Consider the following 23,986-nt stretch of genomic DNA (forward strand, 5'->3'; position numbering starts at 1 on the left):
TTCAAGCGCCCATGGGGGTGTTCACGAGCATCTGTGCGGCCATCTCACAGTAGGCCCTGAGCTGCTGCTTGTGATCCGGGCTCATCCGCGCGTCGTCGATCGAGGCGATGGCGACGTCCATGCACCGCAGCCACGCGTCGCGCTCGATCTCGGTGATGCGGAAGGGGACGTGCCGCATCCGCAGTCGGGGGTGGCCGCGCTGCTCCGAATAGGTGCGCGGGCCGCCCCAGTACTGCTCGAAGAACATCCGCAGCCGCACCTCCGCGGGGCCGAGGTCCTCCTCCGGGTACAGGGGCCGCAGCAGCTCGTCGCGCGCGACCTCCTGGTAGAAGCGGTGGATCAATTCCGCGAAGGTATCCGCGCCGCCGACGGCGTCGTAGAAGGTCTGCTGGTCCGGCGTGCTCACACCCACCAGTCTTGCACGGGCCGCCGCGGCGGCCGTCCCCGTGGTTCGCCGTCCGGTCGTCCCCGGGCCGGGTGCGCATTACTGTCGAGCCGGTGAGCGGGAATGCGCACGAGCGCGACGACGGGGCCGAGGTCCGGTACCTGCGCGAGCGCGTCGCGGCGCTCACCGCGGAGGTCGACGAGGCGCGGCGCTCCCTCCCGATGTTCCGGGCGATCGCGGCGGCGGCGACCGACCTCATCTACGTCAAGGACCTCGCCGGTCGCTACCTGTTCGTCAACGACGCCGTCGCGCGCCTGTACGGGGTCCGGGTCGCCGACTTCGTCGGCAACGACGACCGGCAGATGTTCGACGCCGCGGCGGCGTCGCAGCTGCGGGAGACCGACCGCGAGATCATGCGGAGCGGCGTCGCGCAGGAGCTCGAGGAGTCGACCACCGTCGACGGGCTGGCCCGCACCTTCCTGTCCACGAAGTCGCCGTACCGCGACGCCGCCGGCGAGGTCATCGGCTTGATCGGCGTGTCCCGCGACATCACCGACGCCCGGAGCACGGCCGAGGAGGTGGCCCGGCTGCGCGCCCTGCAGGCCGCCGCGACGGCGGCCGCGACGGGGGACCCGGACCGCGCGGCCGACCTGGCCACGTTCCGGACCTTCCAGGCCATCGCGGACGCGGCGCCCGACTCCGTCTACGTCAAGGATCGCGAGGGACGGTTCGTCTTCCTCAACCGGGCGGCCCTGCGCGTACTGCAGGCCACCGAGCTCCCGATCGGGGAGGTGCTCGGGAGCACCGACGACGCCTTCCTCGACGCCCCGGCGGCCGCCCGGATCATGGGCGCCGACCAGGAGGTCATGGCCACGGGCATCGCCCAAGAGGTCGACGAGTCGGCCGTGGTCGACGGCCGTCCGCGGACGGTCCGCTCGCTCAAGGCGCCCTACCGTGACGAATCGGGGCGGGTGATCGGCCTCGTCGGGGTCTCGCGCGACGTGACGGCGAGCCGGCAGCTGGAGGCCCGGCTGCTCCGCGCCGAGGCGCGCTGGCAGTTCGCGCTCGACACCGTCGGCGAGGGCATCTGGGACTGGGACCTCCCCTCGCGGGAGGTCTACTACTCACCCCGCTGGAAGAGCATGCTCGGCTACGCGGACGACGAGATCGGCGACACGACTCTCGAGTGGGAGCGGCGCGTACACCCCGAGGACCTCGAATCCGCGCTCCGCGCGATGAACCGGCACATGCGCGGGGAGACGGCGGAGTACAACTGCGAGCACCGGATCCGGACCAGGTCGGGCTACTACCTGTGGGTGCGGGGACGCGGCCGCGTCATCGAGCGCGGCGAGGACGGCACGATCGTACGGATCATCGGCAGCCAGACCGACGTCACCGCCGAGGTCATCGAGCGCCGCGCCCTCCAGGACGCGGCGGAGGAGCTGGGGCGCCTCGCCGAGATCGACGAGCTCACCGGCATCGCGAACCGGCGCGGCTTTACGCGGGCGCTCGAGGCCGCACTGCGCGACGCGTCCGAGTCGGGCGACGTCGTGCACCTCGCCCTCATCGACGTCGACGGCTTCAAGACGTACAACGACACCCACGGGCACGTCGTCGGCGACCACGTGCTCCGCGAGCTGGCCGCGGTGATCGCGCGCATCCCTTCGCGCCGCGGCGAGGTGGCGGCGCGGTACGGCGGCGACGAGCTCGCGCTACTCCTCGTCGGCGACGTCGACCTGGCCGCGGTGCTCGAATCGGCGCGCCGCGACATCCTCGCGCTCGGCCTCGCGCCGAACGGCCTCCCGGTGTCCGTGAGCATCGGCGGCGTCTCCGCGACGGCGGCGACCACGGCGCCCGGCCTGTTGCTGCACGAGGCGGACCGTCGGCTGTACCGGGCGAAGGCCGACGGCCGGAACCGGGTCGTCGCCGGATAGCGTCCGACCTGGGACGGAGCGGGGCCGCGTACGCTCACGGATCGTGACGAGCGACGCGACGCCGGCCCCCGGGACCGGCGACCCCGCCGAGCGGACGCGGGAGTCCGCCGACGAGGTGCACAGGCTGCGCGCGATGGCGAACGCGCTGAACTCCGCCGTCGCGGACGGCGCCGGAGAGCCGCTGCGGATGCTGCAGGCCGTGGCTGATGCGGCGCCCGACCTGGTCTTCGTGAAGGATCTCCAGGGCCGGTACGTCTTCCTCAACGCCGCCGCGGCGCGCGTGAAGGGCGCCCCGGTCCCCGACGTCCTGGGCCGCGACGACACGAACTTCTTCGACCCCGAGTTCGCCGCCCGCCTCATGGCGACGGATCGGGAGATCATGACCTCGGGCGTGGCGCGCGAGGTCGAGGAGAAGCCCGTCGTCGAGGGGGAACTGCGCACCTTCCTCTCCCTCAAGGCGCCCTACCGGGACGCGGCGGGCACGGTGATCGGGATGATCGGGATCTCCCGCGACATCACCGAGGCGCGTCGCGCCGCAGCCGAGCTCGCGCGCGCCGAGGCCCGGTGGCAATTCGCGATCACCAGTGCCGGGGACGGCATCTGGGACTGGGACCTGGCGACCGGGTCGGTGTTCTACTCACCGCAGTGGAAGGCGATGCTCGGCTACGCGGGCCGCGAGTCGGAGGTCGGCGACCGTACCGCCGAGTGGGAGCGGCGGGTGCATCCGGCCGACCTGAATGACGCCCTCAGCCGGGTGAACCGACACCTGCGAGGCCTCTCGGACGAGTTCTCGTTCGAGCACCGGATGCGTACCCGCGCGGGCACGTGGATCTCGGTGCTGGCGCGTGGTCGGGTCATCGAGCGCGCTGCCGACGGTGCGCCGCTCCGGCTCGTCGGCATGCAGACCGACATCACGCGGCAGGTGGCGGACCGTCGCCGCGCCGAGCGCCAGGCGGTCGAGGCCGGCCGGCTCGCCGAGATCGACGACTTGACGGGGATCGCGAACCGGAGGGGGTTCGGTCGCGCCCTGGATCTCGCGCTGCGCGCCGCCGCCGAGGAGGGCGGCCTCGTGCATCTCGCCCTGATCGATGTGGACGGCTTCAAGCGCTACAACGACACGCACGGACACACGGCGGGCGACGACGTCCTGCGCGCCGTCGCTGCGGCGATCGCGGCCGTCCCGGAGCGTCCCGGCGAGGTCGCCGCGCGCTACGGCGGAGACGAACTGGCCCTGCTGCTGGTGGGGGACCGCGACCTCGTCGCGGTGCTCGAGGCGGTACGCGGCGTCGTTCTCGAGCTGGGCCTCGTGCGCGACGGTTTCCCGGTCACGGTGAGCATCGGCGGGGTGTCGGCGACGGCCGCGACCACTGCGGCCGGCCTGTTGCTGCACGGGGCGGACCGTCGGCTGTACCGGGCGAAGGCCGGCGGCAGGAACCGGGTCGTGGCGGGTTAGGTCACCTCACGTTCACCCGCTATCCGCCGATTCGCCTCGGGAAATGCGCGGAAATCACCGTGCGGATCACCGTCGTCCGTGGTGCACTACTAGAGGCGAAGGGACCTCGGCCGCCCCGGCGGGGTCCGTGCGACGGTGAGGAGTGTCGATGAAGCGAACGCACGCCGCGGGTGGCCCCGCGACCACGGCGCTCGCCGACGACTCCCGGTCCGGTGGTGCCGTGTGGGGCAAGCGCCGGGTGCTGCTGCTCAACGCCACGTACGAGCCATTGACGGCGATCTCGATGCGGAGGGCGATAGTCCTCATGCTCAGGGATAGGGCCGATGTGGTCCACGACGATCCGAACGGTCCGCTGGTTCATTCAGCGGACCGTTCGCTGTCTGTGCCGTCGGTGATCCGGCTGCGCACCTACGTCCGCGTCCCGTACCGGGCGCAGGTGCCCATGACGCGGGCCGCGCTGATGCACCGCGACCGGTTCCGCTGCGGCTACTGCGGCGGCAAGGCCGACACCATCGACCACGTCCTGCCGCGGTCGCGCGGCGGCGGCCACGGCTGGGACAACTGCGTCGCGTGCTGCGCCTCCTGCAACCACCGCAAGGCCGACCGGCTGCTGTCCGAAATCGGCTGGACGCTGCGCACCGAGCCACGGCCGCCGCAGGGTCGGCACTGGCGGCTGCTCTCCACGCTCAAGGAGGTCGACCCGATGTGGAGTCGGTATCTCGACCTCGATGCGGCATAGGCTAAGTTGTTCCACAGACCGACCAGCGTCGTCGGGCGTCCGACAGAGAAGGAAAGGGGCCCACAGTGAGCTTGCTCAACATCGTCGGCGGGATCACCGTCGTCGCGACGATCGTGATCGTCGTCCTGTGTGTCATCTCGATGGCCACCGGCCGCAACGAGAAGTACCAGCAGCCGGGCGAGTACAAGCTCGGCGAGCCGTGGACCCGCGAGCCCATGCTGTTCAGCGCGGTCGACGAGGCCCCCGTGGGCCCGCACGGTGCGCACCACGGCGACCATGACAACGAGAACCTGATCGGGGGTGCCGCTCGTGGCAAGTGGTGATCACACGCAGACCGTCGCCGTGCCGCAGGGCGAGCTGCCCATCGGTACCGCGATCACCTCGAGCGGTCGGATCTCCGCCGCGCGCCAGGCGAGCGACAGCCCGGCCAACCCGCCGTTCACGCGCGAGGAGCTGATCGGCCTCGACGAGGCGCTGATCCGCGCGACCCGCGACGCGAACGCCCGGTTCTCGGTGTACATCGGCGACCTGGGTGACGACGCGCACGCCGGTGCCGAGGCCGTGCTCCGCCAGGCCCCCGAGCCCGAGTACGCCGCGCTCATCGCCGTCTCGCCGAACACCCGCGACATCGTGGTGCTGACCGGCAGCGGCGTCGCCGACCGCCTGGGCGACAAGGTCGCGCAGCTCGGCGTCACCGCCGCGATCCCGCCCTTCCAGGCCGGCGACCTCATCGACGGCGTCATCGCCGCCCTGCGCGTCATGGCCTCGGCCGTGAAGCCGCCCACGGCGTAATCCGCCTCGACGCGACGAGCCCACCGGATCCGTTCCGGTGGGCTCGTCGCGTTTCTCGTGGTGGCGCCGGGCCTACGCGGGGAAGTCCCCGTCGACGTAGAACCACCGCCCGTCCTCGCGGACGAACCGGGAGCGTTCGTGGAGGACCCCGTGCGCGCCGTCCGCGACGTAGGTCGCCCGGAACTCGACGACGCCGGTCTCGTCGCCCTCGGCTCCGTCGACGGTGTCGACGATCTGCAGGCCGCGCCAGCGTACGTCCCCGTCGAGCTCGAGGTCCGCCGGGCGGGTGCTCGGGTGCCACGAGGCGAGCAGCCAGTCGACGTCGCCGTCGCGGAAGGCGGCGAACCGGGAGCGCATCAGCGCCTCGGCGGTCTCGGGGGTGTGGTGCGCGTCCATCCGTGCAGCGTACGGCGATGGTCATCACGTTGTGCGCGGCGCCCGATCGTGTTCTGATCGAATTAAAGTATTGAAGTTTCAATGATTGGACACGGTATGAACCTCAACCGGACGATCCGCAACGCCGTCGCCGCGGTGTTCACGGTCGGAGCCCTCGTCCTGGGCGTCGCCGCCCAGGCGAGCGCGGCCCCGTCGACCCCGCGGGAGGTCGTCACGGCCTTCTACACCGAGGGCTTCGTACAGCGCGATATCGCCGGCGCGGCGCAGCGCTACATCGGCGACCACTACATCCAGCACAACCCCGAGGTCGCCGACGGCCGCGACGCCTTCGTCAAGGTCCTCGGCCCCGTCGTGAAGGACCCGAAGTACAGCACCTCGATCGTGCGCATCGTCGCGGACGGCGACATCGTCGTGGTCTACGCGAAGTCCGTCTACGACGGCAAGGCCCAGGCGGTCGCCGACATCTTCCGCGTCGCCAACGGCAAGATCGTCGAGCACTGGGACGTCATCCAGGACGACCCCGGCAAGACCGTGAGCGGCCACCCCTTCATCAGCTGAGCCACCACACACCGCGGCCCCGGGATCGAAGGATCCCGGGGCCGCGGTCGTCGGTGCGTCAGGCGCGGTCGAAGGCCCGCGCCGCCAGCGAGCGGACGATGCCGGCGCGTCCCTCGAGGACCAGGCGGCGCAGGGCCGGGGGCTTGTCGCCCGCGAGCCACGCGTCCGCCGCGGCCACGGCCCCGTCGGAGATGTCCCACGACGGGTACAGGCCCACGACGACCGTCTGCGCGACCTCGGAGGAGCGGCGTGCCCACACCTCGTCGATCGCGCCGAAGTAGCGGGCGGTGAACGGCGCCAGCAGCTCGCCCTGGCCGGGCGCGACGATCCCGGCGGCGATGGCGCGGGTCAGCGTGTTCGACAGCGAGTCGTCGCCGAAGACCTTCTCCCAGGCCTCCTCCTTGACCCGGATGTCCGGGCGGGCGGCCAGCGCGGCCGCGGCGGACCGCTCGCCGGCGGCCGTCGGATCGCGCAGCACCTCCGCGTCGATCTCGTCGGTGCCCACGGCCCCCGCCCGCGCGAGCGCGGTCAGGAGGCGCCAGCGCAGGTCGGTGTCGACGGTGAGCCCGTCCAGGCCGACCGAGGCGGGCTCGGCACCGTCGTACAGCGCCCGCAGCGCCTCGACCTCGGCGCGCCCCAGGGCGGACGCGGCCAGCGCGTTGACGAAGGCGAGCTGGAAGTCCGAGCCGGCCTCGGCCGCGCGGGCCAGCCGCAGCAGGCCCGAGGCGAGCCGCTCGCGGCCCTCCGCGGCGGCCCACGCGGGATCCGCGTAGGACTCGACGGCTGTCTGCGCCTGCAGCACGACGCGCTGCACCACGCCCACCTCGGTCTCGGCGCCGATGCCGCCGAGGACCAGATCCACGAAGTCGCGCGCCTTCATCTCCGCCTGCCGCGTCATCTCCCACGCCGCGGACCAGCCGAGCGTGCGGGGGAGGGAATCGGCGATGTCCGCGATGCGGCTCGTCACCGTTGCCAGGGAGACCGGATCCAGCCGCACCGAGCAGTAGGTCAGGTCGTCGTCGTTGACGAGCACCAGCTCGCCGCGGTGCACGCCGACGAGCTCGGGCACGTCGGTGCGCTCGCCGGCGACGTCGAGTTCGACGCGCTGCGTGCGCACGAGCTTCCCGTCCTGATCGGCGTACACGCCCACGGCCAGGCGGTGCGTGCGCAACTCGCCCGCGCCGGGCTCCGCGCCCTCCTGGACGATGGCGAACCGGGTGAAGTTCCCGTCACCGTCGACCTCGAAATCGGGGCGCAGGATGTTGATGCCGGTGGTCTTGAGCCACTGGGCGCCCCAGTCCGAGAGGTCGCGGCCCGACGAGGCCTCCAGCGCGCGCAGCAGGTCGTCGAAGGTGGCGTTGCCGAACTTGTGCTCCACGAAGTACGTGCGCAGGCCCGCCAGGAACGGCTCGAGGCCCACGTAGGCGACGAGCTGCTTGAGCACCGAGGCGCCCTTGGCGTAGGTGATGCCGTCGAAGTTGACCTCCACGGCCTGCAGGTCCGGGATGTCGGCCGCCACCGGGTGCGTCGACGGGAGCTGGTCCTGCCGGTACGCCCACGACTTCTCGACGTTCGCGAACGTCGTCCACGCGGAGGTGTACTCGGTGGCCTCGGCCTGGCTGAGCACCGAGGCGAAGGTCGCGAAGGACTCGTTCAGCCACAGGTCGTCCCACCAGCGCATGGTCACCAGGTCGCCGAACCACATGTGCGCCATCTCGTGCAGCACCGTCTCGCAGCGCCGCTCGTAGAGGTACCGGGTGACCTTCGACCGGAAGACGTAGTCCTCGAGGAAGGTGACCGCGCCGGCGTTCTCCATCGCGCCCGCGTTGAACTCGGGTACGAACAGCTGGTCGTACTTACCGAAGGCGTAGGGAATGCCGAAGTTCTTGTGGTAGAAGCCGAATCCCTGCTTGGTCTCGGTGAACAGCCGGTCGGCGTCCATGTACTCGGCGAGGCTCGCGCGGCAGAACAGGCGCAGGTCGATCGTTCCGTGCTCGTCCGTGTAGGCGTCGCTCCACACCGCGTACGGGCCCGCGATGAGCGCGACCAGGTAGGTCGACATGGGCTCGGTCGTGACGAAGGTCCAGCGGTGCGCGCCGGTCGGGAGCGGCTCGCGGGTCGCCTCCGCGCCGCCCGTCACCACGGTCCAGGCCGACGGTGCCGTGACGGCCACGTCGAACACGGCCTTGAGGTCGGGCTGGTCGAAGCACGCGAACATCCGCTTGGCGTCGGCCGTCTCGAACTGCGAGTACAGGTACACGGCGCCGTCGGTCGGGTCGACGAAGCGGTGCAGGCCCTCGCCGGTGTTGGAGTAGAAGAACCGGCCCGAGATCACGAGCTCGTTCTCGGCCGCGAGGCCGTGCAGGGCGAGCCCGCCCTCCTCGGTGTAGCCGGAGGTGTCGACGGGCCGCCCGTTGAGGGTGGCCGTGATGCCGCCGGCGATGAGATCGATGAAGGTCTCCGCGCCGGGCGTCGCCGTGAAGGTGATCGTCGTGGTCGACCCGAAGGTCTTCTCGCCGGGCGCATCCGCCCCGTCGGTGAGGTCGAGGTCGATCGCGTAGCGCGAGACGGCCACGGTGGCGGCGCGCTCGGCGGCCTGGACCCGGGTGAGATTCGGCGCGGACAAAGGGACGCTCCTTCTGGACTCGGCGGACACGGAGCCGGACGCACCGGCTCGACCCGTCCCACAATGCCACCCGCCGTCCCCGCGTGTCCGCGCGGGAAGCAGATCGGCGTGCGCGATGTTGCACCGGGGAGCAGGATCTAATCGAGATCTGACCGTCCCACGAGCAGGAGCCGAAGTGACCGATACCGCCCCGTCCACCGCCAAGGATCGCGTCGAGTTCTGGTTCGACCCGCTGTGTCCCTGGTGCTGGATCACCTCGCGCTGGATCCTCGAGGTCGAGAAGGTGCGCGACATCGACGTGCAGTTCCACGTCATGAGCCTGGCCGTCCTCAACGAGGGCCGCGACGACCTGCCCGAGATCTACCAGGAGCTGATGAAGACGGCGTGGGGCCCGGTGCGCGTCCTCATCGCCGCCGCCCAGCGCCACGGCGACGAGGTGCTGCCGAAGCTGTACACGGCGATGGGCACCCGGATCCACAACGAGCAGAACAAGGACCTGGCCGTGGTGATCGCCGAGTCGCTCGCCGAGACCGGCCTCGAATCCGACCTCGCCGCGGCTGCGAACAGCACGGACTTCGACGAGGCCCTGCGCGCGAGCCATCACGCCGGCATGGACAAGGTGGGCGACGACGTGGGCACCCCGACGATCCACGTCAACGGCACCGCCTTCTTCGGCCCCGTGCTCTCGCGCATCCCGCGCGGCGACGACGCGGGCCGGGTGTGGGACGGCGCCGTCCTGCTGGCGAGTTACCCGCACTTCTTCGAGCTGAAGCGCAGCCGCCACGAGGAGCCCGCGTTCGACTGAGCCCGGAACCGACTGACCCGGAACCACAGAACCCCCGCCGTACCGGATCGGTGCGGCGGGGGTTCCGTCGTCGTGGGCCTAGGAGCCGGACGGGCCGCTCGGCGGGGTACCGGGCTGCCCGGACCGGCCGTCCGAGCCCTGGTCGTCCTGCGTGCCCGGGTCGCCCTGCGAACCCTGCCACTGCGCGAAGTAGCCGCCCTCCGGGTACGGCTGCTGAGTGGGCGCCGGCTGGTCCGTGGGAACCTGCGTGGCGCCGTACGGCCCCGTCGGGACCTGGTGCACGTGCCCCGGCACGACGGGCGCCGACGCCACCTGCCCGGGAGCCGGGGCCAGTACCTCCTGCTGCGTGTACGTGGGCAGCGGGCCGGCGGGCACGACCGCGCCTCCGCCGACGCCGCGCATCGGGCCGCTGGGCGCGAACCACAGCGAGCCGGCCTTGGTGCGGTTGCGCAGCGCGGCAGCGCGCCAGGTGAGGACGGGGTGCGACGCGGTGAGGTTCACCAGCCAGGTGAAGAAGCCCTTGTCGGTCGACGCGCGGTCGGCGAGTTGGTCGAAGTCGACCTCCTTGCCGAGGTACTTGCCCGCGCCGAGGACGCCCATGCCGCCCGGGGTGCCGGCGGGCTGGTTGAAGTAGCCGTAGTTGTCGGCCGTGTACTCCTGCGAGCGGGACAGTGCCGCGCCGATCACGGGCAGGTATCCCATCGCGAAGGAGCCGACCTGCCGCCAGTAGGAGACGTGGCCCGCGGCGATGTGACCGACCTCGTGGCCGATGATGTACGCCAGCGCGTCGGGGTCGCGGGCCTCGCCGCCGATCTCGAACAGGTCGCTGTAGACCACGACGAAGCGACGGAAGCCGTGGCCCGAGGCGAAGGCGTTGATCTGGCCGTTGCCGATCACCACGAACGCGTCGGGGACCTCGCGCATGCCGTACCGGGCCGCGGCCTCGCGCACCATCCGGTAGCCCTCGGGGAACTGCGTCGGCGTCATCTGCACGCCCTGGACGCGGGGCGACGCCCAGGTCAGGCCTCGGCCGAGCCACAGCAGGATCGGCACCACGAGCGCCAGCAGCAGGTACTCGTTGACCACACCGAACGCGGCCAGGAGCAGCGCGCCGCCGTAGATCAGGACGGTCACGAGGATCACGATCACCAGCAGCGGGATCTCCCACGGGTGGCGCCGCGGCGCCCCGGCGTACGACGGAGGCTGCGGCATCGGCGGAACGGGGCCGCCCGGGAAGTGCCCGCCCGGGAAGTGGCCGCCCGGCAGGTGGCCCGAGCCGAACGGCGGACCGCCCGCCTGCGGGGCGGTCGCGCCCAGGCCCGCGGTCACCGACGGGTCGTGGGCGCCGAGCTCCGGCAGGGCGTGGTGCGCACCGGAACGGTGACGCTCGGTCGGGAAGTCCGCGGCGGGGATGGCGGAGGTCGCCGCGTCGGACGGCGCCGGGGTCGCGGTCGGCTCCTCGGGCTGCACGACCGGGAAGAAGCCCGTGCTCGGCATCGTCGATTCGTCCGGTTCGGAGCTGAAGGCCCCGCTGCGGGCGGACTCGGTGGGGGAGGAGTCGCCCTGCGGCTCCCGGCCCGGTGTCTGCTCGGTGCTGTCATCCATGCCATCGAATGTAGGCTGTGCCGCCTTCGGATGCTCGCGCGACGCGTGTCAGACTTGTTCCCATGCGCGTTTACCTCGGCGGCGACCACGCCGGATTCGAACTGAAGTCCCAGATCGCTCGGCACCTGACGGCCGCCGGCCACGAGGTCGTCGATTGCGGCGCCCACACCTACGACGCCCTCGACGACTACCCCGCGTTCTGCATCGACGCCGCGAAGCGGGTCGTCGCCGACCCGGGCAGCCTCGGCATCGTGCTCGGCGGCAGCGGCAACGGCGAGCAGATCGCCGCGAACAAGGTGCCCGGCGCCCGCTGCGCCCTCGCCTGGAGCGTCGAGACGGCCCAGCTCGCGCGCCAGCACAACAACGCGCAGCTCATCGGCATCGGTGGCCGTATGCACACCGCCGACGAGGCCCTCGCCATCGTCGACGCCTTCCTCGCGACCCCGTGGTCGGACGAGGAGCGCCACCAGCGCCGCATCGACATCCTCGCCGAGTACGAGCGCACGGGCGTCGCCCCGGCCGTGCCCGGCGCACCCGAGGCCTAGCGAAGCGCGCCCTCGATGCCCGAGGGACACACTCTCCACCGGCTCGCCCTCGCCCACGACGCACTGTTCGCGGGCGAGGGCGTCCGCGTCTCCAGCCCCCAGGGTCGGTTCGCGCCGGAGGCGAAGCGTCTCGACGGCCGTGTCTTCGAGCGCGCCGACTCGTGGGGCAAGCACCTGTGGCACCGCTACGACGGCGGGCTGATCGTGCACGTGCACCTCGGCCTGTACGGCGCCTTCACCGACTTCGGGGTGTCCGACGGTGCCCCCGCTCCCGTCGGACAGGTGCGGTACCGCATCGTCGGGCCGCGCGGCGGCACCGACCTGCGCGGCCCCACCGCGTGCGAGCTCGTCACCGAGGAGCAGGTCGACGGGGTCCTCGCCCGCCTCGGGCCCGACCCGCTGCGGCCCGATTCCGACCCGGAGGACGCGTGGCGGCGCATCGAGCGGTCCCGGCGGCCCGTCGGGGCGCTGCTCATGGACCAGAAGGTGATGGCCGGCGTCGGCAACGTCTACCGCGCCGAGGTGCTCTTCCGCGCCGGGATCGACCCGCACCGCGAGGGGCGCGACGTCTCGCGCGCCGAGTTCGACGGGATCTGGGCCGACCTCGTCGCGCTCATGCCGATCGGCGTCGAGCGCGGGCGCATGCACGTCGTGCGGCCGGAGCACGATCACGGCGCACCGTCGTACGCCGAGGACCGCCCCCGGACCTACGTCTACCGGCGCACCGGCGACCCCTGCCGGGTGTGCGGAACACCCGTCCGCACCGAGGTCATGGAGGCGCGGAACCTGTACTGGTGCCCCACCTGTCAGAGCTGACGCCGCTGTTAGCTCAGACACATCACCGGTTTCTTAACATGGATTTCAGCTCGTTCTCATCCACGGGCGCAAGGGTTGTCGCATGAACACGCTGACCGTCCACAGCAGGGCGGCCCGGCGACCGGCGGACGCCGGCCGGGCCCGGATCACCGTGCTCGCCGTCGGGGGCACGGGCGAGTCCTGGATCGACGATCCCCGCACCGAGGTGACCGGCATGCTCAGCCACGTCGTGGCCGAGCTCGACGACCGCTTCGGGTCCCGCTGGGTCGGCTACCCGGCCTCGTACGGGCCGGTCCCCGCCCGCGACGGCGTCTCCTTCGCCGAGTCCGTGTCGATCGGCGTGGAGCGACTCCTGGCCGCGATCGCCGATGCCGACGGCCCCGTCGCCCTCATCGGGTACTCGCAGGGCTGCACCGTGGTGCGCCGGGTGCTGGGCGCCATGGCCGACGGCCCGGTGTTCGCGCCGCACGTGCTCGCCGTCGGCCTGATCTCCGATCCCGAACGCCCGCACGGCAGCGATCCGTCGTTGTGCGGCTCCGGCGTCGCGGGCGACGGCCCGTCGGTGCCCGACGGTCTGCCGCTGCACTGGATCTCGCACCCGCAGGACGTGATCTGCAACGCCAGCGTCGACTCCTTCGTCCGCGACATCGCCGACGCCACCGCGTACCTGACGCTGCGCGACCTGGCGACGTGGGCGCCGCGCGCCGCGGGGGAGTACCTCGGGCACCGCTTCCAGAACGCCACCCGCACCGCCTTCGGCTCCCGGCAGTGGCGGCGCGATGTGAACCGGCTGCGCACGGCCGGTCGGGAGATCCTCGGCTACCTGCCGCGGGTGCAGTACCGCGGCCGCGACTACAACCTGCGCGGCAACCGCCACACCGCGTACGCGACGGAGCCGCTCGCCCGGCTGCGGCACGAGGACTACGAGCTCACCGGCTGCCAGATGCTGGCGCAATGGCTGCAGGTCCAGGCCACCTTCGCCCTCCCGGCGGAGCCGGATCGCGGCGCCGGGGCCCCGCAGAGCGGTGCGCCGGCGGCCGCTGGTCTAGAGTCGGGGAAGTATTTGCAGGCCGGCTGACCGGAGGTACAGCGAAGTGGCACGTGACACCGAGAGCATCGAGCGCGACATCGAGCGCGCCCGGGAGCAGCTGGCGGCGACGCTGGATCAGCTGGGCGAGCGGGCGGACCCGCGCAAGCTCGCCGAGCAGGCGCAGCAGTCCGTGATCGCCACCGTCACCAAGCCGCCGGTGCTGGCCGCCGCGGCCGGTGTCGCGGTGCTGGCCGCGCTCGTCATCGGGTCGCGCTTCAAGCGCGCCCGCCGCGAGAAGCAGCTCATCCGCGCGATCGCCGAGGGCAAGATCTCGCTCTGACCCGCATGGAACGAACGAACAGGGGCGGCGCCGGTACCGGCGCCGCCCTCGTCGTCTCCGCCCTGCTCGCCGCCGGATGCGGCGGCCCCGCGGCCGCGCCCGTCGCACTGCCCGCGACCTTTCCGGTGCAGCAGGTGCCGGTGATCGGCGAGATCCGCAAGGCCGAGACGATCGAGGTCGGGCACGCGATGTGGCGGGTCACCGTGGAGGGCCGCGACACCGTGGCCGCCGCCCGTGCCCTGCTCGCGGCCGGGCTCGTCCCCGTCGCGCCGGGCGTCCCCCTGGACGCGGGCCGGATCGGCGCCGTCTACCGCGGCCACGGCTACACCGTCGGGATCTCGGCGAACGACGGCGACGTGACCTACGTCGTCAGCCCCACGCCCGGGGCCTGACCTCAGGGATTCTCCCGATTCCGGCATCGCGGATCGGCGCTACGCTGGATACATGGAGTTTCCGAAAGCACTGCTCGCCCCCGCCCGCGTCGGGCTGGCCGCGGCGGGCCTGGGTCTCGCCGCCGCCGAGACCTCGGTCGGGCTCGCGCGCGACGCCGTGTCGATGGCCGCGGACAAGATCGATCCCGGCTCCGGCGGCGGCACCCGCCACGAGAACCTGATCACCGCGGCGCAGCGCGTGCCGCACATCGTGCACCGCGTGTCCGACCTGCTCAGCGACGACGGCGCCATCCACCGCGTGGTCGGTCCCGGCGGCGCGGCGGACCGGGTGGCCGACCTGTTCGACGAGGGTGGCCCGGTCGACCGCGTGATCCGGCCCGACGGGCCGCTCGACCGCGCGACCCGCGAGGGCGGCATCGTCGACGCCTTCACCGCGGAGGACGGCGTGGTGCAGAAGCTGGCGGAGGTGACCGAGGCGATGAACAAGCTCACGCCGACGATCGCCGCGATGGGTCAGCGCCTGGGCGACATCGAGAACGTGGTCGGTGCCGCGAACACCGTCGCCGAGCCGGTCACGGACCTGCTGTCGAGCCTGCCGAAGTTCGCGCTGCGCACCGCGAGCGAGGTCGCGAAGGCGGCGCAGCCGCGGCAGCCGCGCCCGGCCCGGGTGACGGCGGCGCCGTCGGTCGCGGTGCCGCCCGCGGTCGTCGCGCCCGCGGTGGCGCCGCCGGCGGTGGTCGTCGTCCCGGTCATCGACGCCGAGACGACGGAGGCGGACGCGACCGACGGGCGGGCCGAGCCGGCCGCCCCGGAGCCCCGGGGGGACGACGGCGCGGCCCCCGCGCAGAGCTGATCGCCTACGCGCCGTCGGGGTCGAACGGCGTCTCCTGGTAGACGCAGTAGTTCAGCCAGTTGCTGTACAGCAGGTTCCCGTGGCCGCGCCAGCGGTTGCGCGGGAGCCGGGCGGGATCGTCGCCCGGGAAGTAGTGGGCGGGCGGCGCGACGGGGAGGCCCTGCTCGCTGTCCCGGGCGTACTCGCGGGCGAGCGTGTCCGCGTCGTACTCCGGGTGGCCGGTGACGTAGACCTGCCGCCCGTCCCGGCTGGCCGCGAGATAGACGCCGGCCTCGTCGCTGACCGCCAGCACCGCGACGTCACCGGTCGCGTCGACGTCGGCCGCGTCGACGTCGGTGTGCCGCGAGTGCGGGGCGAGGAACTCGTCGTCGAAGCCGGTGACGACCGGTGATCGCGCTGCCGTGAGCCGGTGCGGGTAGATACCGGAGAGCTTCTGCGGCAGTTCGTGTTTGCCGACGCCGTAGTGGTGGTACAGGGCGGCCTGCGCGCCCCAGCAGACGTGCAGGGTGGACTGCACGTTGGTCCGCGTCCAGTCGAGGATCCGGGTCATCTCCGGCCAGTAGTCGACGGCCTCGAAGTCGAGGCGCTCGACCGGGGCGCCGGTGATGATGAGGCCGTCGAAATGCTGCTCTGCCACGTCGTCGAAGGTGGAGTAGAACGAGTCGAGGTGCTCCGACGCGGTGGTCCGCGAGACGTGGCTGGCCATCCGCAGCAGCGTCAGCTCGATCTGCAGCGGGCTGTTGCTGAGCAGGCGCAGCAGCTGGGTCTCGGTGGTGACCTTCATCGGCATCAGGTTCAGGATGGCGATCCGCATGGGCCGGATGTCCTGATGCCCCGCGCGGTCGTCGGACATGACGAAGACCTGCTCCGCGGCCAGGACGGCCCGGGCGGGAAGGTCGTGGGGCATGGTGACGGGCACGGGACCAGCCTAGTTCAACGACGGTGCCGCCCGACTCCGCCCGGGGCGTCGGCGGGCACCGCTGCTAGGTGTAGGACTTGGCGCAGATCGTGTAGACGGGGTCGTCGAAGAAGTAACTGCGGTCCCACTCGCCGGAGCACCGGCCGGAGTCCTTGAGGCCGCCCACGACGGAGACCACGGTGATCGTGCCCGGCGCGCCGCACTGCCCGGCGGCCTTGATCCACGTCCCGGGGACCGGGGCGGTGTAGCAGTAGTTCACGTTGAGATTGGGTGTGAGGCAGTACCAGCGGCCCCGGGCGATCGACGTCTGCTCGGCGCGGCACTTCTCGCCCGGCTGCATCACCTGGGTGACCTTGTACGGCGACCCGCCGTCGTCGCAGTTGCCGACCTTAGGGGCCTCGGGCACGTCGTACAGGCAGTCGTTGATGCGGAAGACGGCGCCCGCGCCGGTCGTCGCCGACGCGGTGTCCTTGCCGGGGTCGGCGCCGTTCGAGTCGCTGAGGAGCGCGGCCACCACGATCGCGGCGATGAGCGCGACGACGGAGGCGACGGCGACGAGGGCCACGATCACGTTGCGGCCCGAGCTGGGCTTCTGCGGCGGCGGGGGAGCGCCGCCGGGGACGGGGTTCGGCGCCGCCGGGCCGCGGGGTGGCGGGGGCAGCGGGATCGCCTGTGAGTAGGCCTGCCCCGGCTGATTCGGGTTCTGGCCGCCGTACGGACCCGGTCCGGTCATGCGCCCGCCTTCTTCCCGGCCGCCTTCATCTCCTTCTTGTAGGCGCGCACCTTCTGCAGGGACTCGCCGTCGACGACGTCCGCGACCGAGCGGTAGCCGGCCTTGCTGTAGTCGCCGACCGCCGTCGCCCAACCGCGCGGCTTCACGCCGAGCTGCTTGCCGACGAGCGCCGCGAAGATCTTCGCCTTCTGCGCGCCGAAGCCGGGCAGGGCCTCGATCCGCTTCACCAGGTCGGCGCCGGAGGAGGCCTCGGTCCAGATCCGCTCGGCCTGCCCGTCGTACTCGTCGACGACGATCTGGGCGAGGGCCTGCAGGCGTGCCGCCATGGCACGGCCGTACCGGTGGATCGCGGGGGGCGTGGTGCACAGTTCCTCGAACCGGACCGGGTCGGCGACCGCGATGTCGCGCGGGTCGATACTGCCGAACCTGTCGAGGACCTTCCACGGACCCGCGAACGCGCGTTCCATCGGGAACTGCTGGTCGAGAAGCATGCCCGCGAGCAGCGCGAACGGGTGCTCCGAGAGCACCGCGTCCGACTCGGGTTCCCCCGTGATGTGCAACGTGACCGCCATGAGCGCCACTTTACTTCAGCCGTGCCTTCCCATACGGGGACCGACGCGGCGGCTAGGGTTGCAGATGACGGCCAACGGCGACCGAAACGAGGAGAAGCGGATGTCGAACATCGACTACGAGGTGCGCGACGAAGTCGCCCACGTGCGGATCAATCGTCCTGAGAAGCACAACGGTCTCACCCTGGACATGATCGACGACCTCGCCAAGGCCGCCGACCGCGCGAAGAACGACCGCTCGCTGCGCGCCGTGATCCTCTCCGGCGAGGGCAGCTCGTTCAGCTCGGGCCTCGACTTCGCCTCCGCGGGTAAGGAGCAGCGCCGGCTGCTCATGAACTTCGTGCCGAAGCGCATCTCGGCGGCCAACAACTTCCAGGCCGCGGGCTGGGCGTGGCGCAGCGTGCCCGCGCCGGTCATCGCCGTGGTGCACGGCCACTGCTACGGCGGCGGACTGCAGATCGCGCTGGGCGCCGACTTCCGCTACGCCTCGAGCGAGGCGGACTTCTCCATCCTCGAGGCCAAGTGGGGCCTCATCCCCGACATGTCGATCTCGGCGTCCATCGCCCAGCTCACCACCATCGACGTCGCCAAGCGCCTCACCATGACCGGCGAGATGTTCTCCGCGAAGCAGGCGCTGGATTGGGGCATCGTCACCGGCGTCTCCGCCGACCCGATGAAGGACGCGCTGGAGCTGGTGGACAAGCTCAAGGAGCGCTCACCCGACGCGGTGGCCGCGTCGAAGGCGCTGTTCGAGAACACCTGGTACAGCGGCTCGCGCCTGTCCTTCCCGGTCGAGCAGGCCCTGCAGCTGGGCCTCATCCGCGGCAAGAACCACGTGATCGCCCGCACCGCGGCCGCGAACAAGGAGAAGCCGGCCTTCATCGAGCGCCAATAACCCGTTCAAACGCGTCAGCCGCCGGGCCGGACGATGCCGTGGTCGGGGGCGAAGACCGGGCCCGGCCCCGGCGGACCGTCAGCCGCCCGGCCGGACGATGTCGTGGTCGGGGGCGAAGACCGGGCCCCGCCTCGGCGGACCGTCAGCCGCCCGGCCGGACGATGCCGTGATCGAACGCGAAAACTATCGCCTCCGCGCGGTTGCGGACGCCGAGCTTGGTGAAGATCGAGCCGATGTGGCTCTTCACGGTGACGATCGAGATCACCAGCTCGGCGGCGATGTCGTCGTTGGACAGTCCGCGGCCCACGAGCGCGAGGACGTCCACTTCTCGGGAGGTCAGTCGCGCCTGTTCGCCCGACGGTGTCGCTGCCGCGGGTGCGGCGGCGCGGTAGGTCTCGAGTACGCGGCCGGTGACGGCGGGGTCGAGCACCGCCTCCCCGGCGGCCACCAGGCGCACGGCGCGGATGAGCTCCTCCGCGGGCGAGTCCTTGAGGACGAAGCCGGACGCTCCCGCCCGTAGTGCCTCGGAGAGCAGGTCGTCGTCGCGGAAGGTGGTGAGCACGAGCACCGGCGGCGCGCCCGCGGGGGCGGTGACGCGCCGGGTGGCCTCCATCCCGCTGACCCGCTTCATGCGCAGGTCCATCAGCACCACGTCGGGCATGGTCTCGGCGACGGCCGCGGTCACCTCGTCGCCGTCCGAGCATTCGCCCACGACCTCGAAACCATCACGGCGGCGCAGGATCCGGCGCAGCCCGAGGCGCACCAGGTCCTGGTCGTCCACGAGGAGCAGGCGGATCGGTCGGTCGGTCACGGGCGGTCTCCTCCGGTCGAACAGCGTGCGCCCGTCACGGCGCCGGACGGAAAGGTCGCGTCCACGAGCCACGTCCCGTCGACGGGGCCGGTGGTGAGCGTGCCGCCCGCGCTCTCGACGCGGGCCCGCATCCCCGTCAGCCCGGAGCCGCCGGGGGCGCGCCGCACACCGTCGGGCACCGGGCACGAGACCCGGATGCCGAGCCGGCCCCCTGCGCCGGGCGCCACGCGGACGGCGACCCGGGCGCCCGGCGCGTGTTTGACGGCGTTGGCCAGCGATTCCTGCACGACGCGGAAGGCCGCGAGCCCGGCGCTCGCGGTGAGGTCGGTCGACGGTGCCCGGTGCTCCAGGTCCACGGCGAGCCCGGCGCGCTCGAACGAGGCGACCAGCTCGGGGATGTCGGCGAGGCCGGGCTGCGCCGACCCGGCACCGTCGGAGCGGAGGAGCTCGATGGTGGTGCGGATGTCCTTCATCGCGGCCCGCCCCTGGGTCTCGGCGTCGCGGAGTGCGTCCACGGCCTCGTCCCGGGCGTCGTCGGATTCGAGTGCCCGACGTGCCGCCGTGACGTTGAGCAGCACCACGGCCAGCGAGTGCGCCACCACGTCGTGCACCTCCCCGGCGATCGTGGCGCGGTCGAGGGCGATCCGCGAGGCCTGGGCGTCGCGTTCGGCCCGGAGCAGTAGCAGCTGGTTCTGCAGCAACTGGCCGACGGCGGCGCCGAAGCAGACGGTGAGGGCGATCAGCCACGCCTGGTGGATCGCGCCGAGCAGGCCCGCGGCGATCACCACGGCCAGGTACGCCACCAGGTGCGCGACGGTGACCCGCGGCGGGGTCACCGCCGCGACCTGGGTGATGCCGAGGATGACGATCAGGGGGACGACGTCGAACGTCGTGGGGACGCACCAGAAGAGGGACGCGGTGGTGAGGATGACGATCGAGTGCGCGGTGAGCGAGACGCCGCCCTTCCGCATCAGGCTGGCGGCCGTGTGGCACAGCGAGAGGACGATCGCCCCCGTCAGCCAGATCCATTGCCGGCCCTCGGGGCCCTCCAGGAGCCGGGGCACCGCGGCCTCGATGACCAGCGCGAGCATGGCGACCTCGGTGATCGTCATGTAGTACGGCGGGTACTCGTAGCCGAGCAGTTCGAAGTCCCGCCGGTACCGCGCTTCCAACCACCGCAACCAGCGCATGGTGTGCATCGTAGTCGCGCGCGTGCGCCCGGTCGTCCACCCTGGGGCGGATCCGCGCGCCCGCCTCGGGGCGGAACCGGATTTCCTTCCTGGGCACGCTGACCTGCGGCGATCGACTTCGTAGCGTCGAAGGCGACCCGGAACACAGCCCGGGCACCGGAGAAGGAGAAGGCCATGATCACCGTTCTCGTCATCGCAGCATTCGTCGTCGCCGTCCTGTGGCTCACCCACGACCGCGACGGCCTCGACTTCGGCGCGCGGGACATCCACCGCGCGATGGCCGCCCGGGACCGCCGGAGCGGGCCGCTGGGCACCGTCGTGCCCTGACGATCGCGACGGCCCGCCCGCGCGCCGCGTTCGGCGTGCACAATCGATGCAGGAGGACGATATGACCACGATCACACGAGCCTTCCGAACCGGGATCGGTTCCGGGCTGGGCGGCACCGTCGCGCGCACCCTGTCCATCCCCGAACCCGCGTGGCACCTGCGCGAATCCGCGCGACCGGGCGTGGACGGCGGCAACGGCGACGAGGCGGGCCCCGTCGACCCCGCCGGCGCCGCCGCCCTGCGCGCGGCCCCGTCCCTCCCGATGGGGCCGCTGCGGGCGTCCCTGAGCTACACGCTCCGCGAGGGCGACGTGACCTTCCGCGCCGCGGAGCGCTACGGCGACGTCTTCCGCTCCGAGTTCGCGGGCGGTCCGGGACAGGTGGTGCTCGTCTCCAATCCGGCCCACATCGCCTCGCTGATGTCGCGACCCGACGACGCGCCCTCGGCCACGCGGTTCTCGCCGCTGCGGCCCATCGTCGGCCCGGACTCGGTGCTCACCGCGGTCGGTCCCCGCCACAAGCAGCAGCGCGGCCTGCTGCTGCCGCAGTTCCACGGCCGCGCGGTCACCGAGTACCAGCGCCGGATCGACGCGGCGACGACGCACCGCATCGACGACTGGCGCACGGGGGAGCCGGTGGCGCTCGCCGACATCGGCCAGCAGATCACCCTCGACGTCATCATGTCGGCGGTCTTCGGCATCGAGGACGAGGCCGGCGCCACCGCCGCCGAGAGCGCGGTCCGCACCTCGATGATCCGGTTGCTGCAGCTCTCGACGCACCCGCTCGCGACGGCCGTGCAGCTGGTCAACGCCCGCAGTCCCGAGCCGCGCGGTGTGCTCAAGATGATCCTGCGCCCCCTCGACCGTGCCATCTACGCGGTGATCGCCGAGCGCCGCCGGGAGGGCGCCGACGGTGCCGACGGCGCCGGCCGCTCGGACATCCTCACCGTCCTCATGGCCGCCCGCGGCGACGACGGTGCGCCCCTGGCCGACAGCGAGATCCGCGACGAGCTGCTGACCCTCGTCCTCGCCGGCCACGAGACGACGTCGAACTCGGTCGCGTGGACCTTCGAGCGGCTCACCCGCAACCCCGAGGCGTACCGCCGCTCCGTGGAGGCCGCCCGCGCCGGCGACGAGGCGTACATCGAGGCGCTCATCAACGAGTCGATGCGCAGCCGGCCGGTGGTCCCGGTCGTCGCGCGGGAGCTGCTGTCGGACTGGCGGTTCGGGCCCTACGTCGTGGAGCGCGGCGTGATCGCCCTCGTCTCGATCCTGCTGCTGCACCACCGCGAGGACCTGTACCCGCGGCCCTTCGCGTTCGACCCCGAGCGCTTCCTCGGCGTCAAGCCCTCGCCGCAGAAGCTGATGCCGTTCGGCGGCGGCACCCGCCGCTGCCTGGGCGCGGGGCTGGCGATGGCGGAGCTGCGCGCCGTGGTCACGCAGATCCTGCTGCGGGTCGACCTCGCGATGACCGACGCGCCCGCCGAGCAGCCGCGGCACCGCAACGTCACCATGATCCCCGGGAACGGCGGGGTGGTGACGGCGCTCGCCAAACGCTAGGCGCGCGTGCCCCGCTCGTCGCCGAGCCGGACCGGGGCGATGTCGGCGAAGACGTCGCCCGGCCCGGGGTTGGTCGACGGTGCGCTCCCGCCCAGGTGGTGCACGACGCCCCACACGGCGTTGAGGGCGGTCTGCAGCGCACCCTCGGCCCACCCCGCGGTCCACGAGATGTCGTCGCCGGCGAGGAAGAAGCCGCGGTGCCGCGGGTCGAGCGACTCCTGCATGAAGTGCGTGTACAGCCGCTCCTGGTAGCGGTAGTGCCCGGGGAGGTTCGCCTTGAACGCGCCCATGAAGTACCGCTCCGTCTCCCACGAGACCGTCTTCGGCGTGGCGATGATGTGGCTGCGGATGTCGACGCCGGGGTAGACCTCGCCCAGCGACTTGAGCATGAGATCGAGCCGCGCGTTCACGTCCAGCGGCAGCACCTTGAGCGAGTCGTCGGACCAGGTGTAGGACAGGCAGATGACGCCGGGCCGGTCGGGACCGTGGTCGAGCAGGTAGGTGCCGCGGCTCATCCGGTCGGTGAGCGTCATGGACATGGTGTCGCGCCCCGTCGCGGGGTCGACGTCGCGCCAGAAGGGGCGATCGACCAGTGCGAAGACCTTGGAGCTGCCCATGTAGTGGGTCCGCTCGACGGCGGTCCAGTGGTCGATCGGCAGCAGGTCGTCGTCGCAGTCGATGGTGTTGAGGAGCATCCACGCCTGGCCGGTGAAGACCGCCGCCGGGTACGTCCGGGTCTCGCCGGCCGCGTCGGTCAGCGTGTACGCGGGGGCGCCGCCGGGGCCGGCGGTGCGGCGGATCGCGGTGACCGCCGGCCGGTGCTCGCCGCCGTTGAGGTCCCGCACCGACCGCGCACCGTCGAACGGGCTCTCCCACAGGTGCTTCGGCAGCAGGTCCGCGCCCCCGACGATGCCGCGGTGCTCGTCGTCGGCGGCGGTGCAGGTGACGCGGAGGATCTCGAGCATCGAGTTGGGGTAGTCGGTGTCCCAGCCGCCCGTGCCGAATCCGACCTGGCCGAACAGTTCCCGGTGCGCGAACGACCGGAAGTGCTCGGAGGCGGTGAGGAAGCCGTAGAAGGTCTGGTCATCGAGCTCCTCCACCAGGCGCGACCACACCGCCCGGATGCGGGGGACGTCGCGCGCGCGGATCGCGTCCTGCAGCTCGGCGGCGTCGGCGTAGTCGGCGAGCGTCGCGTCCCAGGCGCGGGCGACCTCGGCGAACTCGGGCGGGAGATCGGCGGTGGTGCGGGCGTAGTAGCTGTGGCCCTTGAGGTCGATGACGGTGCTGGGCGTCGTCTCGGCGAGGGGATTGGGGAAGGGCTCCGTGCGCAGGCCCGCGAGGTCGAGGTAGTGCTGCAGCGTGGTCGACGACGGCGGGAAGCGCATCGCCCCCATCTCCGCGACGAGATCGTCGGCGTAGCCGTCGAAGCGCTCGCTGCGCATCCGCCCGCCGATCCGGTCGGCCTCGTAGACCACCGGTTTCAGGCCGATGCGGGCCAGCTCGTAGGCGGCGGTGAGGCCGGCGAGGCCGGCGCCGATGACGGCGACCTCGGTGCCTCGGACGGCGTCCGGCACCGCGCCGAGGCCGTCGGCGTGCGCGACCCAGTCGTCGTACGCGAAGGGGAAGTCGGGGCCGAACATCGTCAGGGGCGCGTCCGAGGCGGACGGTCCGTGGGCGGGCATGGCGGGCTGGGTCATGTGGGCTCCTGGGGTGGA

25 protein-coding genes and 1 pseudogene are annotated in these 23,986 nt (G+C 72.2%); 16 read left to right on the forward strand and 10 right to left on the reverse strand.

Translation table 11 applies throughout. The features are described 5' to 3' along the window. Position 1 precedes the first annotated feature (1 nt). Complete coding sequence (locus BLW32_RS09005; protein ID WP_068742688.1) at positions 2–406, reverse strand: globin; 405 nt, start codon at positions 404–406, stop codon at positions 2–4. 92 nt (positions 407–498) lie between these two features. Here BLW32_RS09005 and BLW32_RS09010 point away from each other — a divergent pair, with 92 nt between their 5' ends. The 5 genes from BLW32_RS09010 (at position 499) to BLW32_RS09030 (ending at position 5,303) form a co-directional block, all read left to right on the forward strand. Beyond that, complete coding sequence (locus BLW32_RS09010) at positions 499–2,319, forward strand: PAS domain-containing protein (RefSeq protein WP_068742573.1); 1,821 nt, start codon at positions 499–501, stop codon at positions 2,317–2,319. A 43-nt stretch (positions 2,320–2,362) separates the two neighbouring features. Continuing rightward, positions 2,363–3,772, forward strand: coding sequence for a sensor domain-containing diguanylate cyclase (locus BLW32_RS09015; RefSeq protein ID WP_068742572.1), 1,410 nt, complete (start codon positions 2,363–2,365; stop codon positions 3,770–3,772). 148 nt (positions 3,773–3,920) lie between these two features. After that, complete coding sequence (locus BLW32_RS09020) at positions 3,921–4,511, forward strand: HNH endonuclease (RefSeq protein ID WP_102101504.1); 591 nt, start codon at positions 3,921–3,923, stop codon at positions 4,509–4,511. A 65-nt stretch (positions 4,512–4,576) separates the two neighbouring features. Next, complete coding sequence (gene ctaJ / locus BLW32_RS09025; RefSeq protein WP_068526454.1) at positions 4,577–4,834, forward strand: aa3-type cytochrome oxidase subunit CtaJ; 258 nt, start codon at positions 4,577–4,579, stop codon at positions 4,832–4,834. Continuing rightward, positions 4,821–5,303: a DUF5130 domain-containing protein gene (locus tag BLW32_RS09030; RefSeq protein ID WP_068526507.1), complete on the forward strand. Its 483-nt coding sequence runs from the start codon at positions 4,821–4,823 to the stop codon at positions 5,301–5,303. The genes ctaJ and BLW32_RS09030 overlap by 14 nt, the downstream gene beginning before the upstream one ends. 72 nt (positions 5,304–5,375) lie before the next feature. Here the strand turns inward: BLW32_RS09030 and BLW32_RS09035 are convergent, their stop codons facing one another. Beyond that, entirely contained in the window at positions 5,376–5,699 is a 324-nt protein-coding gene (locus BLW32_RS09035; protein WP_231857428.1) for a YchJ family protein, read from the reverse strand. Positions 5,700–5,795: 96 nt separating this feature from the next. Between BLW32_RS09035 and BLW32_RS09040 the strand changes: the two genes are divergently transcribed. After that, positions 5,796–6,257 carry a nuclear transport factor 2 family protein gene (locus BLW32_RS09040; protein WP_068526455.1) on the forward strand — a complete coding sequence of 154 codons (462 nt, stop codon included), beginning with the start codon at positions 5,796–5,798 and terminating at the stop codon, positions 6,255–6,257. A gap of 58 nt (positions 6,258–6,315) precedes the next feature. On the opposite strand, the gene pepN is transcribed toward BLW32_RS09040, so the two are convergent. After that, positions 6,316–8,883: an aminopeptidase N gene (gene pepN, locus BLW32_RS09045; RefSeq protein WP_068742571.1), complete on the reverse strand. Its 2,568-nt coding sequence runs from the start codon at positions 8,881–8,883 to the stop codon at positions 6,316–6,318. Between the two features lie 175 nt (positions 8,884–9,058). On the opposite strand from pepN, the gene BLW32_RS09050 reads away from it, so the two are divergent. Beyond that, entirely contained in the window at positions 9,059–9,688 is a 630-nt protein-coding gene (locus BLW32_RS09050) for a mycothiol-dependent nitroreductase Rv2466c family protein (protein ID WP_068526457.1), read from the forward strand. Between the two features lie 258 nt (positions 9,689–9,946). Here BLW32_RS09050 and BLW32_RS09055 read toward each other — a convergent pair. Beyond that, a pseudogene (locus BLW32_RS09055) lies at positions 9,947–10,900 on the reverse strand (M48 family metallopeptidase); the annotation flags it as partial. Between the two features lie 455 nt (positions 10,901–11,355). Between BLW32_RS09055 and BLW32_RS09060 the strand changes: the two are divergent. The 6 genes from BLW32_RS09060 to BLW32_RS09085 all read left to right on the forward strand — a co-directional run bounded on the left by BLW32_RS09060 (position 11,356) and on the right by BLW32_RS09085 (position 15,269). Beyond that, positions 11,356–11,838 carry a ribose-5-phosphate isomerase gene (locus BLW32_RS09060; RefSeq protein ID WP_068526459.1) on the forward strand — a complete coding sequence of 161 codons (483 nt, stop codon included), beginning with the start codon at positions 11,356–11,358 and terminating at the stop codon, positions 11,836–11,838. Positions 11,839–11,853: 15 nt separating this feature from the next. Then, positions 11,854–12,654 (forward strand): Fpg/Nei family DNA glycosylase, encoded by an 801-nt coding sequence (locus BLW32_RS09065; protein ID WP_068742569.1) that lies wholly within the window; start codon positions 11,854–11,856, stop codon positions 12,652–12,654. An 82-nt stretch (positions 12,655–12,736) separates the two neighbouring features. Then, on the forward strand, positions 12,737–13,732 hold the full coding sequence (locus tag BLW32_RS09070) for a PE-PPE domain-containing protein (RefSeq protein WP_068742568.1): 996 nt from the start codon (positions 12,737–12,739) through the stop codon (positions 13,730–13,732). A gap of 16 nt (positions 13,733–13,748) precedes the next feature. Beyond that, positions 13,749–14,024 carry a DUF3618 domain-containing protein gene (locus BLW32_RS09075; protein WP_068526462.1) on the forward strand — a complete coding sequence of 92 codons (276 nt, stop codon included), beginning with the start codon at positions 13,749–13,751 and terminating at the stop codon, positions 14,022–14,024. A gap of 5 nt (positions 14,025–14,029) precedes the next feature. Continuing rightward, a complete protein-coding gene (locus BLW32_RS09080; protein WP_068742567.1) occupies positions 14,030–14,416 on the forward strand; it encodes a hypothetical protein in 387 nt (128 codons plus the stop codon). 52 nt (positions 14,417–14,468) lie between these two features. Further along, entirely contained in the window at positions 14,469–15,269 is an 801-nt protein-coding gene (locus BLW32_RS09085; protein WP_068742566.1) for a hypothetical protein, read from the forward strand. A gap of 4 nt (positions 15,270–15,273) precedes the next feature. On the opposite strand, the gene metA is transcribed toward BLW32_RS09085, so the two are convergent. The 3 genes from metA to BLW32_RS09100 form a co-directional block, all read right to left on the reverse strand. Then, entirely contained in the window at positions 15,274–16,188 is a 915-nt protein-coding gene (gene metA / locus BLW32_RS09090; RefSeq protein WP_068526465.1) for a homoserine O-acetyltransferase MetA, read from the reverse strand. Positions 16,189–16,252: 64 nt separating this feature from the next. Next, positions 16,253–16,921 carry a hypothetical protein gene (locus BLW32_RS09095; RefSeq protein WP_068526466.1) on the reverse strand — a complete coding sequence of 223 codons (669 nt, stop codon included), beginning with the start codon at positions 16,919–16,921 and terminating at the stop codon, positions 16,253–16,255. Then, a complete protein-coding gene (locus tag BLW32_RS09100) occupies positions 16,918–17,493 on the reverse strand; it encodes an HhH-GPD-type base excision DNA repair protein (protein WP_068526509.1) in 576 nt (191 codons plus the stop codon). Before BLW32_RS09100 ends, BLW32_RS09095 begins: the two co-directional genes overlap by 4 nt. Positions 17,494–17,593: 100 nt before the next feature. Between BLW32_RS09100 and BLW32_RS09105 the strand changes: the two genes are divergently transcribed. Further along, entirely contained in the window at positions 17,594–18,385 is a 792-nt protein-coding gene (locus tag BLW32_RS09105) for a crotonase/enoyl-CoA hydratase family protein (RefSeq protein ID WP_068526510.1), read from the forward strand. A 142-nt stretch (positions 18,386–18,527) separates the two neighbouring features. Here the strand turns inward: BLW32_RS09105 and BLW32_RS09110 are convergent, their stop codons facing one another. Together BLW32_RS09110 and BLW32_RS09115 are read right to left on the reverse strand one after the other, a co-directional pair. Next, on the reverse strand, positions 18,528–19,196 hold the full coding sequence (locus tag BLW32_RS09110) for a response regulator (RefSeq protein WP_068742565.1): 669 nt from the start codon (positions 19,194–19,196) through the stop codon (positions 18,528–18,530). Then, positions 19,193–20,386, reverse strand: a complete 1,194-nt coding sequence (locus tag BLW32_RS09115) for a sensor histidine kinase (RefSeq protein WP_139286117.1) — start codon at positions 20,384–20,386, stop codon at positions 19,193–19,195. The genes BLW32_RS09110 and BLW32_RS09115 overlap by 4 nt, the downstream gene beginning before the upstream one ends. 174 nt (positions 20,387–20,560) lie before the next feature. Here BLW32_RS09115 and BLW32_RS27465 point away from each other — a divergent pair, with 174 nt between their 5' ends. Together BLW32_RS27465 and BLW32_RS09120 are read left to right on the forward strand one after the other, a co-directional pair. Beyond that, the gene (locus BLW32_RS27465; RefSeq protein WP_156486422.1) at positions 20,561–20,713 is read left to right on the forward strand and encodes a hypothetical protein; all 153 of its coding nucleotides are present in this window, start codon (positions 20,561–20,563) and stop codon (positions 20,711–20,713) included. Positions 20,714–20,774: 61 nt separating this feature from the next. Beyond that, positions 20,775–22,271: a cytochrome P450 gene (locus tag BLW32_RS09120; protein WP_074850469.1), complete on the forward strand. Its 1,497-nt coding sequence runs from the start codon at positions 20,775–20,777 to the stop codon at positions 22,269–22,271. Here BLW32_RS09120 and BLW32_RS09125 read toward each other — a convergent pair. After that, positions 22,268–23,968: a flavin monoamine oxidase family protein gene (locus BLW32_RS09125; protein ID WP_068526469.1), complete on the reverse strand. Its 1,701-nt coding sequence runs from the start codon at positions 23,966–23,968 to the stop codon at positions 22,268–22,270. The two genes, BLW32_RS09120 and BLW32_RS09125, sit on opposite strands and share 4 nt — an antisense overlap. Positions 23,969–23,986 lie beyond the last annotated feature (18 nt).

This window comes from Tsukamurella tyrosinosolvens, from assembly GCF_900104775.1.
In the GTDB taxonomy this organism is placed as follows: Bacteria; Actinomycetota; Actinomycetes; order Mycobacteriales; family Mycobacteriaceae; genus Tsukamurella; species Tsukamurella tyrosinosolvens.

Coding starts and splice junctions, on each gene's coding strand:
- BLW32_RS09020 (WP_102101504.1), top strand. CDS start 3,921: ATGAAGCGAACGCACGCCGCGGGTGGCCCCGCGACCACGGCGCTCGCC.
- BLW32_RS09035 (WP_231857428.1), bottom strand. CDS start 5,699: ATGGACGCGCACCACACCCCCGAGACCGCCGAGGCGCTGATGCGCTCC.
- BLW32_RS09040 (WP_068526455.1), top strand. CDS start 5,796: ATGAACCTCAACCGGACGATCCGCAACGCCGTCGCCGCGGTGTTCACG.
- BLW32_RS09060 (WP_068526459.1), top strand. CDS start 11,356: ATGCGCGTTTACCTCGGCGGCGACCACGCCGGATTCGAACTGAAGTCC.
- BLW32_RS09065 (WP_068742569.1), top strand. CDS start 11,854: ATGCCCGAGGGACACACTCTCCACCGGCTCGCCCTCGCCCACGACGCA.
- BLW32_RS09070 (WP_068742568.1), top strand. CDS start 12,737: ATGAACACGCTGACCGTCCACAGCAGGGCGGCCCGGCGACCGGCGGAC.
- BLW32_RS09080 (WP_068742567.1), top strand. CDS start 14,030: ATGGAACGAACGAACAGGGGCGGCGCCGGTACCGGCGCCGCCCTCGTC.
- BLW32_RS09085 (WP_068742566.1), top strand. CDS start 14,469: ATGGAGTTTCCGAAAGCACTGCTCGCCCCCGCCCGCGTCGGGCTGGCC.
- BLW32_RS09095 (WP_068526466.1), bottom strand. CDS start 16,921: ATGACCGGACCGGGTCCGTACGGCGGCCAGAACCCGAATCAGCCGGGG.
- BLW32_RS09100 (WP_068526509.1), bottom strand. CDS start 17,493: ATGGCGGTCACGTTGCACATCACGGGGGAACCCGAGTCGGACGCGGTG.
- BLW32_RS09105 (WP_068526510.1), top strand. CDS start 17,594: ATGTCGAACATCGACTACGAGGTGCGCGACGAAGTCGCCCACGTGCGG.
- BLW32_RS09115 (WP_139286117.1), bottom strand. CDS start 20,386: ATGCGCTGGTTGCGGTGGTTGGAAGCGCGGTACCGGCGGGACTTCGAA.
- BLW32_RS27465 (WP_156486422.1), top strand. CDS start 20,561: ATGATCACCGTTCTCGTCATCGCAGCATTCGTCGTCGCCGTCCTGTGG.
- BLW32_RS09120 (WP_074850469.1), top strand. CDS start 20,775: ATGACCACGATCACACGAGCCTTCCGAACCGGGATCGGTTCCGGGCTG.
- BLW32_RS09125 (WP_068526469.1), bottom strand. CDS start 23,968: ATGACCCAGCCCGCCATGCCCGCCCACGGACCGTCCGCCTCGGACGCG.